Annotated in this window: 10 protein-coding genes; 8 read left to right on the forward strand and 2 right to left on the reverse strand. The window is 65.7% G+C overall.

The features are described from left to right. Positions 1 to 2: 2 nt before the first annotated feature. Positions 3 to 3,515, reverse strand: a complete 3,513-nt coding sequence (smc, locus tag ACQY39_RS16445) for a chromosome segregation protein SMC (protein WP_428508013.1) — start codon at positions 3,513 to 3,515, stop codon at positions 3 to 5. A gap of 353 nt (positions 3,516 to 3,868) precedes the next feature. On the opposite strand from smc, the gene queF reads away from it, so the two are divergent. The 8 genes from queF (at position 3,869) to ACQY39_RS16485 (ending at position 12,455) form a co-directional block, all read left to right on the forward strand. Then, a complete protein-coding gene (queF, locus tag ACQY39_RS16450; protein ID WP_263520195.1) occupies positions 3,869 to 4,300 on the forward strand; it encodes a preQ(1) synthase in 432 nt (143 codons plus the stop codon). Positions 4,301 to 4,337: 37 nt separating this feature from the next. Next, the gene (locus ACQY39_RS16455) at positions 4,338 to 4,763 is read left to right on the forward strand and encodes an SET domain-containing protein (RefSeq protein WP_263520114.1); all 426 of its coding nucleotides are present in this window, start codon (positions 4,338 to 4,340) and stop codon (positions 4,761 to 4,763) included. A 26-nt stretch (positions 4,764 to 4,789) separates the two neighbouring features. Continuing rightward, entirely contained in the window at positions 4,790 to 6,049 is a 1,260-nt protein-coding gene (gene dapC, locus ACQY39_RS16460; RefSeq protein WP_428508015.1) for a succinyldiaminopimelate transaminase, read from the forward strand. Positions 6,050 to 6,078: 29 nt separating this feature from the next. Next, complete coding sequence (gene dapD / locus ACQY39_RS16465) at positions 6,079 to 6,903, forward strand: 2,3,4,5-tetrahydropyridine-2,6-dicarboxylate N-succinyltransferase (protein ID WP_428508017.1); 825 nt, start codon at positions 6,079 to 6,081, stop codon at positions 6,901 to 6,903. A 76-nt stretch (positions 6,904 to 6,979) separates the two neighbouring features. Then, the gene (locus tag ACQY39_RS16470) at positions 6,980 to 8,134 is read left to right on the forward strand and encodes a PilT/PilU family type 4a pilus ATPase (protein WP_263564802.1); all 1,155 of its coding nucleotides are present in this window, start codon (positions 6,980 to 6,982) and stop codon (positions 8,132 to 8,134) included. 66 nt (positions 8,135 to 8,200) lie between these two features. Then, positions 8,201 to 9,349, forward strand: a complete 1,149-nt coding sequence (gene dapE, locus ACQY39_RS16475; RefSeq protein WP_428508020.1) for a succinyl-diaminopimelate desuccinylase — start codon at positions 8,201 to 8,203, stop codon at positions 9,347 to 9,349. 206 nt (positions 9,350 to 9,555) lie between these two features. After that, positions 9,556 to 10,467 (forward strand): 50S ribosomal protein L3 N(5)-glutamine methyltransferase, encoded by a 912-nt coding sequence (prmB, locus tag ACQY39_RS16480; RefSeq protein ID WP_428508022.1) that lies wholly within the window; start codon positions 9,556 to 9,558, stop codon positions 10,465 to 10,467. Further along, on the forward strand, positions 10,464 to 12,455 hold the full coding sequence (locus ACQY39_RS16485; RefSeq protein ID WP_428508024.1) for an ABC-F family ATP-binding cassette domain-containing protein: 1,992 nt from the start codon (positions 10,464 to 10,466) through the stop codon (positions 12,453 to 12,455). Before prmB ends, ACQY39_RS16485 begins: the two co-directional genes overlap by 4 nt. 96 nt (positions 12,456 to 12,551) lie before the next feature. Here the strand turns inward: ACQY39_RS16485 and ACQY39_RS16490 are convergent, their stop codons facing one another. Beyond that, a complete protein-coding gene (locus ACQY39_RS16490) occupies positions 12,552 to 12,914 on the reverse strand; it encodes a DUF1304 domain-containing protein (protein WP_428508026.1) in 363 nt (120 codons plus the stop codon). Positions 12,915 to 12,993: the final 79 nt, after the last annotated feature.

Here is a 12,993-nt window from a genome sequence, read left to right on the forward strand (position 1 = left end):
GCTCATGCTTCCGCCAGCGCAAGCGCCTTGTCCATGTCCACCGCCACGATGCGTGACACGCCCTGCTCCTGCATCGTCACCCCAATCAGTTGTTCAGCCATTTCCATTGCAATCTTGTTGTGCGAGATGAAGAGGAACTGCGTCCCGCTGCTCATCTCGGCCACCAGTTTGGCGTAGCGTTCGGTGTTGGCGTCGTCCAGCGGCGCATCGACCTCGTCCAGCAAGCAGAACGGCGCCGGGTTGAGCTGGAAGATCGCGAACACCAGGGCAATCGCCGTCAGCGCCTTCTCACCGCCCGAGAGCAGGTGGATGGTGCTGTTCTTCTTGCCCGGCGGTTGGGCCATGACCTGCACGCCGGCGTCGAGGATTTCATCGCCCGTCATCACCAACTTGGCCTGGCCGCCGCCGAACAGGGTCGGGAACATGCGGCCGAAATGCAGATTGACCTGGTCGAAGGTGGCGCCCAGCAGATCGCGGGTTTCCAGATCGATCTTGTGGATCGCATCTTCCAAGGTCTTCATGGCCGACATCAGGTCGGCGCATTGCGAATCGAGGAAAGTCTTGCGCTCGCGCGCCGAAGTCAGCTCGTCCAGGGCCGCCAGGTTGACGGCGCCCAGGGCAGCGATCTCGCGATTGATGCGGTCGATCTCGCCCTGCAGGCCGTAGAGCTTGACCTGACCCTGCTCGATGCTCAGGGCCAGCGCCTCCAGGTCGACCGCGCCGGCGAGCAACTGCTCCATATACTGCGCGCCGCCGAGCTGGGCCGCTTGCTCCTCCAGCTGCAGCTTGGTGATGCGGTCGCGCAGCGGGTCCAAGCTGCGCTCGAAAGTCAGGCGCTGCTCGTCGGCCTTGCGCAGGCGCAGGCTGAGGTCGTCGTAACTGCTGCGGACGGCGGCCAGGGCTTGTTCGCGTTCCATCTTGAGCGCCAGCGCATCCTGCAGGCCGGCCTGCGCGGCGGCATCGTTGAGCGTGTCCATCTCGCGCTGCAGGCTCTCGGCCGAAGCGCTGTTGGTCTGCACCTGCTGCTGCGCGGTCTCGATGGCACGCTGCAGCTCGCCCCGGCGCGAGGCCAGGGCGCGGGCGCTGTACTGCGCCTCCTGGGCACGCCGCTCCAGCGCGCGCAGCTGTTCGCGCGCCTCGCCCATGCGGCGCTCGGCCAGGATCACCGCATCGTCGAGCTCGGCATGGCGCTCCTGCGTGGTGGCCAGCTGCATGTCCAACTCTTCGAAGCGGGCCTCGCCGGTGACGCGGCGCTCCTGCAGCTCCTCGGCCTGGGCGTCGATCTCGCCCAGCTCGCCCTCGAGCTGGCCGCGGCGTGCGCTGGCCGCTTCGCTCTGCTGACTCAGGCGCAAGAACTCGACATGCAGCTGGTGGGCGCGGTTCTGCGCCTCGCCGGCCTCGCGGCGCAGGTTCAGCAAGCGCTGCGAGCCTTCGGTGTAGCCGGCTTCGGCGCGCACCAGGGCGCTCTTGGCTTCTTCGGCAATCAGGGTCTGGGCACGCAGCTCCAGCTGCAGATGTTCGATTTCCTGTGCACGGGCCAGCATGCCGGCCTGCTCGGAGTCGGGCGCGTAAAAGCTGACCGCGAACTGGCTGACTGCGTGGCCGGCCGGCGTCATGATCAGCTCGCCATGGCTCAGGCGGGCGCGCTGGGCCAGGGCTTCTTCCAGGCTGGCCGCGGTGTAGACGCCCTCCAACCAGTCATTGAGCAGGGCTTTCAGGCCGGCGTCGTCCAGGCGCAGCAAATCGCTGAGCCGGGCCAGGGTTTCATGGGTGTTGGCAATGGCCGAGGACGGCGGTGAATAGAACGCCAGACGGGCCGGTGGTGCATCGGCCGCAAAGGCCTGTACCGTCTCCAGGCGGCCAACCTGCAGCGCGCTCATGCGCTCGCGCAGGGCCGCCTCCAGGGCATTTTCCCAGCCCGCTTGAATATGGAGCTTGGTCCACAGTCCTTGCAGGCCGTCCAGGCCATGCTTGGACAGCCAGGGCTTGAGCTTGCCCTCGGTCTGCACCTTCTCTTGAAGAGCGCGCAAGGCATCGAGTCGGGCCGAGAGTTCGGACTGGCGGCGGCCCTGGGCATTGGCGTCGGCCTGGGCGTGGCGGCGCTGCTCGTCCAGCAGTGGCACCTGCTCCTGAAGCTCATGCAGACGGGCGTCGGCCATGTCGCGGGTCTCGTCGGCCGCTTCGCTCTGCTGCTTGAGTTCGCCCAGGCGCTCGGCATCGGGCACCGTCAGGCCTTGGCGTTCGGCCGCCAGGCGCTCGCGGCGGGTGCGCAGCTGACGGGCTTGCTCTTCGATGCTGCGGCTCTCGGCCGCCAACACCTGGATTTGCTGCTGCACCTGCACGACCATGGCGCGCTGCTCATTGGCCCGGCCCTGGGCGGCGCGCACCGCGTCTTCACCGTTGGGCAGATTGGCGGCTTGCTCCTCGGCCTGGGCGGCCAGGATCTCGCTTTGCTCCTCCGCAGTGGCGATCTGCTCGGCAATGGTCTCCAGCTCATCCTGGGCTTGGACCGAACGCTCCTGCCACTGGGTGTTTTGCGCTTGCAGCTCGATCAGGCGGGCCTCGACCCGTTGGCGGCCCTCGACCACATAGCGGATGCGCTCTTCCAGGCGGCTGACTTCCAGCTGCGCCTCGGCATAACGGCCTTGTGAAGCGTGCAGCTCGTCGCCGGCGGCGTAATGGGCCTGGCGCACGGTCTCCAGCTCCGCCTCGACCTGGCGCAGCTCCGCCATGCGCGATTCCAAGGCGTTGACAGCCTCCAAATGCTCGGCCTTGACCCGGCCTTGCTCAGACGTAGCGTCGCGGTGCTTGAGGAACCAAAGCTGGTGCAGCTTGAGCGTGCCGGCGTCTTGCAAGGCGCGGTAGCTGGCCGCCACCTCGGCCTGCTTTTCAAGCTTCTCGAGGTTGTTGTTGAGCTCGCGCAGGATGTCGTCGACGCGAGTCAGGTTTTCGCGCGTGTCCTTGAGCCGGTTCTCGGTCTCTCGGCGGCGTTCCTTGTACTTGGAGACGCCGGCCGCCTCCTCCAGGAACATGCGCATCTCTTCCGGCTTGGATTCGATGATGCGGCTGATGGTGCCCTGGCCGATGATGGCGTAGGCGCGCGGACCCAGGCCTGTGCCCAGGAACACGTCCTGCACATCGCGGCGGCGAACCGGCTGGTTGTTGATGAAGTAGCTGGAGGTGCCGTCACGGGTCAGGACGCGCTTGACGGCGATTTCGGCAAACTGGTTCCACTGACCACCGGCACGGCCGTCTTCATTGCTGAAGACCAACTCCACGCTGGCACGGCTGGCCGGCTTGCGGTTGCCAGAGCCGTTGAAGATCACGTCCTGCATGGACTCGCCGCGCAGCTCGGAAGCCTTGCTCTCGCCCAGCACCCAGCGCACCGCGTCCATGATGTTGGACTTGCCGCAGCCATTGGGCCCGACCACGCCGACCAGCTGCCCGGGCAGCTGGAACACCGTGGGATCGGCGAAGGACTTGAAGCCCGAGAGCTTGATCGAGTTCAGACGCATGGGCGCAAGACCATTCTCACCCGGAGGGCGGCACCCAAGGCGCCAGCCACCGAGCCTCCTAAGCTGTTGATTTATTTGAACAAAAGCCCATAAATCGAGGGCTTGAGCGGGCCTGGATGATACCATCGGGCCCTCCCCATCTTTTGGCATGTCGTCGCGTCTTTCCGACGCGGTGATCGCCCCGCATTGACTCCATGGCCAAGTCCACCCCCACCACGTCTCCCTCTGCCCCCTCCACCCGTCGAAAGACTGCCGCGCCCGCTGTCCTCCCCGCCGAGGCCTACAAGGCCCCGATCAAATCGGCCGCCAAGCCCAGCAAGGCTGCCACCAAGGCAACGCCCAAGATGCGCGAAATGCCACCAAACCCGCCCTCGGCGCCGAGCAAAGAACTGCACGTCTTCCCCAACCCGGCCCCCGAGCGTGACTATGTGATCCAGTTCCAGGTGCCCGAGTTCACCTGCCACTGCCCGCTGACCGGCCAACCCGATTTCGCGCACTTCACCATCGACATGATCGCGGACCAGTACTGCGTCGAGCTGAAGAGCCTGAAGATGTACTTCTGGAGCTACCGCGACGAGGGCGCCTTCCACGAGAAGGTGACCAACACCATCCTGGAAGACATCGTCAAGGTCACCAACCCACGCTTCATCCGCATCACCGCCAAGTGGTATGTGCGCGGCGGCATCTACACCAATGTGGTGGTCGAGCACCGCAAAAAGGGCTGGAAGCAAGAACCGCGTGTGGACCTGCCGGCCCACGGCTTCGAGTCCGGCCTGCTGCGCTGAAGCCCCTTGACCAAGCGTATTTGAGCGGCACGCCGCCTTGGCCCTCGCCTCGCATCCGGCCTACCAGCTGATCGAAGTCACGGTGCGGCGCAGCCGCATCGATGGCTTCGGCGTGTTTGCGGCGGAAGCCGTGCCCGCGGGCGCCCAGATCGGCGCGCTCACCGGCGAAGCCATCAGCGTGGCCGAGGCGCGGCGGCGCGCCCAGGGCCGCCAACGCATCATGCTGGTGGAGCTGTCCAGCAGCCGCGCGGTGGACGCCACCCGCTCCAGCGACCCCATGCGCTTCACCAACCACAGCTGCCGGCCCAATGCCCGCATCGCGGTGGAAGGCGGCGCCATCGAGTTCTTCGCCCTGCAGGAGATTGCCGTGGGCGAGGAAATCACCGTGGCCTACGGCGCCACCCACCACGAAGGCAGGCTTGCCTGTCGCTGTAGCCAGCCGGGGTGCCTGGGCTGGCTATGATGCCGGCGATTCCCCCACCCGCTGTCATGAACGCTGCTGCCGCCTCTTCCGTGCCCCACAACCCGCTGCTGGACAAGCTGCACCCCTATCCGTTCGAGCGCCTGCGGGCCCTGAACGCGGGCATCACACCCAACCCCGCCTACCGGCCCATCAGCCTGGGCATCGGCGAGCCCAAGCATCCGGCGCCCAAGCTGATTGAAGACGCGCTGATGGCCAGCCTCAAGGGCTTGTCGGGCTACCCGGCCACGGCCGGCGAGCCGGCGCTGCGCGAAGCCATCTGCGCCTGGCTGCAGCGCCGCTACGGTCTTAGCCTCAACCCGGCCAGCCAGGTGCTGCCGGTCAATGGCTCGCGCGAAGCGCTGTTCGCCCTGGCGCAAACCGTGATCGACCCCAGCCGCACCGGCGCCACCGTGGTCTGCCCGAATCCCTTCTACCAAATCTACGAAGGCGCGGCCCTGCTGGCCGGCGCGCAGACCGCCTTTGCCAACAGCGACCCGGCCAAGAACTTCGCCGCCGACTGGTCCCAGATCGACGAGGCCACTTGGGCCCGCACCCAGCTGCTCTACGTCTGCTCGCCTGGCAACCCGACCGGCGCGGTCATGCCGCTGGACGAGTGGCGCATGCTGTTCGAGCTCAGCGATCGCCATGGCTTTGTGATCGCCTCGGACGAGTGCTACTCGGAGATCTACTTCCGCGATGAAGCGCCACTGGGCGGCCTGGAGGCCGCCGCCCGCCTGGGCCGCGCGGATTTCAAGAACCTGATCGCCTTCACCAGCCTATCCAAGCGCAGCAATGTGCCGGGCATGCGTTCGGGCTTTGTCGCCGGCGATGCGGCGCTGCTGAAGAAGTTCCTGCTCTACCGCACCTACCACGGCAGCGCCATGAGCCCCATCGTGCAAGCCGCCAGCGTGGCCGCCTGGAACGATGAAGCCCATGTGATCGAGAACCGCGCGCAGTACCGCGCCAAGTTTGCCGCCGTCACGCCGCTGCTGGCCGCACATATGGATGTGGCCCTGCCGGACGCTGGCTTCTACCTCTGGTGCGGCCTGCCGCGCCACATCCACGGCGGCGATGACATCGCCTTCGCTCAAGGCCTGCTGGCTCAATACAATGTGGCGGTGCTGCCGGGCAGCCTGCTGGCGCGCAAGGCCCACGGCGTCAACCCCGGCGCCGGTCGCATCCGGCTGGCCCTGGTGGCCGAAAGCGCGGAATGCCTTGAAGCGGCCCAGCGCATCGTCGCCTACATCGAATCCTTTTCCTCCTCTTCTTCTTCCCTTTCCTCCTGACTGGCACCCGCTGCCGCGAGCTTTCACTCATGACACAAGCCCATCTGCAATCGACCATCGAACTGGCCTGGGACAACCGCGCCAACATCACGGCCGCCAATGCCCCCGAAGTGCGCGAGGCCGTGGAGCATGTGCTGGCCGATCTGGACGCTGGCCGCCTGCGCGTAGCCGAGCGCCAGGCCGTGGGCCAGTGGACCGTGCACCAGTGGGTCAAGAAGGCCGTGCTGCTGTCTTTCCGCCTGAACGACAACCGCCTGATGGGCGCCGGCGACATGAGCTTCTTCGACAAGGTGCCGACCAAGTTCGGCGGCCTGAGCGAAGAAGCCGTCCGCGCCATGGGCGTGCGCGTGGTGCCGCCTGCCGTGGCGCGCCGTGGCAGCTTCCTGGCCAAGAACGTGATCCTGATGCCCAGCTACGTCAACATCGGCGCCTACGTCGACGAAGGCACCATGGTCGACACCTGGGCCACCGTCGGCAGCTGCGCTCAGATCGGCAAGAACGTGCACCTGAGCGGCGGCGTCGGCATCGGCGGCGTACTGGAGCCCCTGCAGGCCAACCCCACCATCATCGAAGACAACTGCTTCATCGGCGCCCGCTCGGAAGTGGTGGAAGGCGTGATCGTGGAGGAAAACTCGGTCATCTCCATGGGCGTCTACATCGGCCAGAGCACACCGATCTATGACCGCGAAACCGACACCGTCAGCTACGGCCGCGTGCCCGCCGGCTCGGTGGTGATCAGCGGCAGCCTGCCCAAGAACGAAGGCAAGTACAGCCTCTACGCGGCCATCATCGTCAAGAAGGTCGACGCCGGCACCCGCGCCAAGACCAGCATCAACGACCTGTTGCGCGCCTGAGCGCAGCACCGCACAGCCCTGGCTGAAACCGGGGCGCGTCCAGCGGCTTGAAGACCAAGAACAGGGAGACAGCACGATGAGTGGAAACATGGAACGCATCCTGCGGCTGATGGCCGAGAAGGGTGCGTCCGACGCTTACCTGTCGGCCAAGATGCCGGTGCTGATCCGCCTGAACGGGCAGATCGTGCAGCTGTCTGATCAATTGCTCGGGCCCATGCAGCCGCGCCAGCTGATCGCCGAGGTGGTCGAGCCGGCGCAGATGGCCGAGCTGGACCAGAACGGCGAGCTGAACATGGCCGTGGCCATTCCCGGCGTGGGCAGCTTCCGGCTCTCAGGCTTTCGCCAGCGCGGCACCATCGCCGCGGTGTTCCGCCACATTCCGCACATCATCCCCTCGCTGGAGCAGCTGAACCTGCCGCCCATCCTGGGCAAGCTGGTGCAGGAAAAGCGTGGCCTGATCCTGATGGTGGGCGCCACCGGCACCGGCAAGAGCACCACGCTGGCCTCCATGCTGGAGCTGCGCAACCAGACCATGGCCGGCCACATCCTGACCATCGAGGACCCGCTGGAGTACCTGTTCAGCAACAAGCGCTCGGTGGTCAACCAGCGCGAAGTCGGCCGGGACACTGCATCTCTGCAGGTGGCGCTGAAAAACGCGCTGCGTCAGTCGCCGGACTGCATCCTGATCGGCGAAATCCGTGACCGCGAAACCATGACGGCCGCGATTTCCTACGCCCTGTCCGGCCATCTGGTGTTGGCCACGCTGCACGGAAATAACACGTATCACGCGCTGAACCGCATCTTGTCCTTCTACACGCCGGAGTCGCGCCCGGCTTTGTTGAACGACCTAGCCGCTGGCCTGAAATCCATCATCTCGCAGCGACTGGTCCGCGCCACGGCCGGCGGCCGCATTCCGGTGATCGAGATCATGCTGAACACCAAGTTGATCGGTGAGTTCATCGAGAACGGCGACTTTGGCGGCGTCAAAGAGGCCATGGAGAAGTCCATTGCCGAGGGCTCGCAGAGTTATGAAGAGCATTTCGCCCAGCTGATCAAGGACGGCGTCATCACCCGCGACGAAGGCCTGGCCTTCGCCGACTCGCCGACCAATCTGCTCTGGCGTTTGCAAAACGACGAGCCGGGCGCCAACAAGCAAGCGGCGATCAAGGAAGAGGCAGCCAGCGACGAGGCCAGCTTCACCGAGATCACCTTGGACGTGCGCGGCGACTGAAGCGCCTCCCTCCCCTGCGCCTTAGCGCGGCCCGATTTCCCCCTGTTGCCCATCCACTGCCCCCCCATGTCCGACACCCTCGCCCTGCTGGAAGCGCTGGTCGCCCGCCCCTCCGTCACGCCCGATGACGCCGGTTGCCTGGAATTGATCGGCGAGCGCCTGTCCGCCCTGGGCTTCGAGCTGCAGCGCATGGACAGCGGACCCGAGTCCTTCCGGGTTAGCAACCTCTGGGCCATCAAACGCGGCCGCGATGCTGAAGGCCCCGTCTTGATGTTCGCCGGTCACACCGATGTGGTGCCGCCGGGGCGCCTGGACGCCTGGACCTCCGACCCCTTCGTGCCCAGCTACCGCGAGGGCCGCATCTACGGCCGCGGCGTTGCTGATATGAAGGGCTCGCTGGCCGCCATGGTGGTGGCCGCAGAGGAGTTCGTGCGCGGCCAGCCCGAACACAGCGGCAGTCTGGCCTTTTTGCTGACCAGCGACGAAGAAGGCCCCTCGGTCGACGGCACCAAGGTCTGCTGTGAGCAACTCAAGGCTCAGGGGCAGCGCCTGGACTACTGCATCGTCGGCGAACCGACTTCGGTCGAACAAGTCGGCGACATGATCAAGAACGGCCGCCGCGGCACGCTCTCGGGCAAGCTCAAGGTCAAGGGCGTGCAAGGCCATGTGGCCTACCCGCAGCTGGCGCGCAACCCGGTGCATCAGGCGGCAGCGGCCATCGCCGAGCTGGCTGCGGCCCGCTGGGACGAAGGCAACGACTACTTCCCGGCCACCACCTTCCAGATCTCCAACATCCACGCTGGTACTGGCGCCACCAACGTCATCCCTGGTGACATGGTGGTGGATTTCAACTTCCGCTTCTCGACCGAGTCGACGCCGGAAGGTCTCAAGGCCCGCGTGCAATCGCTGCTGGCCCGGCATGGCCTGGAGTACGCGCTCGACTGGACCTTGGGCGGCGAGCCCTTCTTGACGCCCGTGGGCAAGCTGAGCGGCGCCCTTTGCGCCGCCATCGAGGCCGAGACCGGCCGTCAGACGCAGCTCTCCACCACCGGCGGCACATCGGATGGTCGTTTCATCGCCAAGATCTGCCCGCAAGTGATCGAGTTCGGGCCCATCAACGCCAGCATTCACAAGGTGGACGAATACCTGCCGGCCGACAACCTTGAACCTTTGAAGAACATCTACCGCCGCACACTGGAGCTGCTGCTGGCATGACATGAAGCGCAGCCTCGAAGGGCTGCTGCATGAAAGGACGCGACTTCCGGTCGGTGACCGACACTGAATGTGGCTTGGCCTATAGGGTGGTACACCTGATGTTCCCGAACAGGGATTGAGATGAGGGCTCCATGGCGTACAGACCCGGCGACCAATAGGTACCGCACCATCGGCGACAATCACGCCCTGCCCTTCACCGAGCCCCCATGAATTTACTGAACTGCATCGAGGCCCAAGCCGCCCGCCTTTCCGAGGCGGGCGTTTCATTTGGCCACGGCACGGCCGTGGCCTTCGACGAGGCCGCCTGGCTGGCGCTCTGGGCCCTGGGGCTGCCACTGGACCAGCTGGACGAGCATGAAGCCCAGGAACTGAGCGCCGAGCAGCAAGCGCGAATTGCCGAGCTGATCGAGCAACGCATCGCGACGCGCAAGCCGGCCGCCTACCTGACCCGCGAGGCCTGGCTGCAAGGCGTGCCCTTCTACGTGGACGAGCGTGCCATCGTGCCGCGCAGCTTCATCGCCGAACTGATCGCCGACGCCAGCATCGACTCTTGGCTCTCCGGGCAGACCACCGAAGTGCTGGACCTGTGCACGGGCAATGGCTCGCTGGCCGTGCTGGCCGCCATGGCCTGGCCCGAGGTACAGGTGGACGGCCTGGATCTGAGCGCCGAAGCCCTGGAAGTGGCGCGCATCAACGTCGACAAGCATGGCCTGCATGCCCGCATCCGCTTGATGCAAGGCGACGGCCTGGCACCGGCGATCGCCGCCGGCCGCCGCTACGACCTGATTCTTTGCAACCCGCCCTATGTCAACAGTCAAGCCATGTCAGCCCTGCCAGCCGAGTACCGCGCCGAGCCCGAGCTGGCCCTGGCCGGCGGCGCCGATGGCATGGACTTCATACGCAGGCTGCTGGCCGATGCGCCGGCTGTGCTCAAACCTCATGGCGTGCTCTTGCTGGAGATCGGCAATGAGCGGCCGTTTTTCGAAGCGGCCTTCCCCGAGCTGGAAGCTGCCTGGATGGAGACCTCCTCGGGGGCCGACCAGGTGCTGCTGATCACTGAAGAATCACTGAATATGAACGCCAACAAGAACAACAACCAGGGCCCGGCTACATCATGATCACGCTGCGCAATATCACGCTGCGACGCGGCACCAAGGTCGTGCTGGATGACGCCAGCGTTCTCCTGCAACCGGGCGAGAAAGTCGGCCTGGTGGGGCGCAACGGCGCCGGCAAGTCCAGCCTCTTTGCCTTGCTGACCGACCGCCTGCAAAGCGACAAAGGCGAAGTGGACATCCCGCGCCAATGGGCCGTGGGTGAAGTGGCGCAGAACATGCCGGAGACCGACATGCCGGCCACCGAGTTCGTGCTCGAAGGCGATGTCCGCCTGATGGCGGCACGCAAGGCCCTGTCCGACGCGGAAGCCGCCGAGGATGGCCACGCCATGGCTGACGCTCACGCCCTGCTGATGGACGCCGGCGCTTTCGATGCCAAGCCGCGCGCGCAGGCCCTGCTGATGGGCCTGGGTTTCAAGGGCGAGCAGGTGGATGCGCCGGTGAACAGCTTTTCGGGCGGCTGGCGCATGCGCTTGCAACTGGCCCGCGCCCTGATGTGCCCGGCCGAGCTGATGCTGCTGGACGAGCCGACCAACCACTTGGACTTGGACGCCCTGGTCTGGCTGGAGGCGTGGCTGCAGCGCTACGACGGCACCCTGATCATCATCAGCCATGACCGCGAGTTCCTGGACGCCATCACCAAGGTGACCTTGCATCTGGACGAAGCCAAGCTGCACCGCTATGGCGGCAATTACACCGCCTTCGAGTCGATGCGAGCCGAACGCATGGAGCAGCAACAGGCCGCGTTTGGCAAGCAGCAGGACCGCATCGCCCACTTGCAGAAGTTCATCGACCGCTTCAAAGCCAAGGCCAGCAAGGCCAAACAAGCGCAAAGCCGGGTCAAGGCGCTGGAGCGCATGGAGCGCCTCGCGCCGGTGCTGGCCTCGGCCGACTTCAATTTCGAATTCAAGGAACCAGTCAGCCTGCCCAACCCCATGCTCATGTTCGATGACGTGGCTTGCGGCTATGAGGTTGACGGCATCGAGAACATCATCGTGCGCGGCATCGACCGCTCGGTGCTGGCCGGCCAGCGCATCGGCATCCTGGGCGCCAACGGCCAGGGCAAGTCCACCGTGGTCAAGACCGTGGCCCGCATGCAGCGCGCCATGGGCGGCAAGATCACCGAGGGCAAGGGCCTGACCATCGGCTACTTTGCCCAGCAGGAAATGGACGTGCTGCGGCCCGAAGAGGGCCCGCTCTCGCACATGGTGCGCCTGGCCAAGGAAGTGAGCCCGCAGGCGCGCGAGCAAGAGCTGCGCGACTTCCTGGGCCAGTTCCGCTTTGTCGGCGACATGGTCAACCAGCAGGTGGGCAGCCTCTCGGGCGGCGAGAAGGCACGCCTGGTGCTGGCCATGCTGGTCTGGCAGCGCCCTAATCTGCTGCTGCTGGACGAACCTACCAACCACCTGGACCTCAACACTCGCGAGGCGCTGTCAATGGCGCTCAACGAGTTCGAAGGCACCGTCATGCTGGTCAGCCACGACCGGGCCCTGCTGCGCGAGGTCTGCGACGAGTTCTGGCTGGTCACCAAGGGCGCGGTGTCACCGTTCGACGGTGACCTGGACGACTACCAGCGCTGGCTGCTCGACCAGTCCAAGGAAGCGGCCAAGGCAGCCAAGGAAGCCGCCAAAGCCATGGCCAAGGCCGGCAAATCCACGGTGGCGCCAGCACCTGCGCCCGTGGCGGCCGTGGCCACACCAGCCGCCGCCCCGGCCGCGCGCGAGGACCGCAAGCTCAGTGGCCAGGCTCGCCAAAAGTTGGCCGACCAAACCCGGCCCTTGCGCAAAGAAATGGACGCCATCGACGCCACGCTGAACAAACTCGCCGATGAGCGCACGGCTCTTGAGGCGCAGTTGGCAGCGGGCTCGGCCACGCCGGGACAAATCGTCGAGGCCGGCAAGCGCCTCAAAGGCATCCATGACGAGCTTGAAAGCGCCGAGCTTCGCTGGCTGGAACTGAGTGCCCAGGTGGACGCGATTCACGCGGCGGCTTGATCATCACGACGCGAAGCAAAGCGCTGCTGTCAGGCACGACTTGACGCAAAAAGGGCCCGATGATTTCGGGCCTTTTTTTCTTGCCTGCTCCAGCGCTCAGGCCAGCAAGACCAAGGCAGCAGCAAGCGCCGCCGGCACGGCTTGCACGAACAGGATCTTCTTGCCCACTGTGGCCGCGCCATACACGCCCGCCACCACCACGCAGGCCAAGAAGAACAGCTGCGTGGGCACGCCGGCGGAGCCCTGCAGTAAGCCCCAGATCAAGCCCGCGCTCAGGAATCCGTTGTACAGCCCCTGATTAGCGGCCAGGGTCTTGCTTGCCTCTGCAAACTCAGGCGTCAGGCGGAACACCCGCCGGCCCAAAGGCTTGGTCCAGAAAAACATCTCCAGCACCAGGAAGTACAGGTGCAAGGCGGCCACCAGGGCCACCAACGCATTGGCCAAAAGGCTCAAAGACATGTCGTGCTCGCTTTCATCGTCAGCTCAGACCTGCGGCGCCCTAGGCCCGCCGCAAATACCCATATGGATTGTGCGCAAT

Source organism: Roseateles sp. (genome assembly GCF_965262435.1).
Lineage (GTDB): Bacteria > Pseudomonadota > Gammaproteobacteria > Burkholderiales > Burkholderiaceae_C > Paucibacter_A.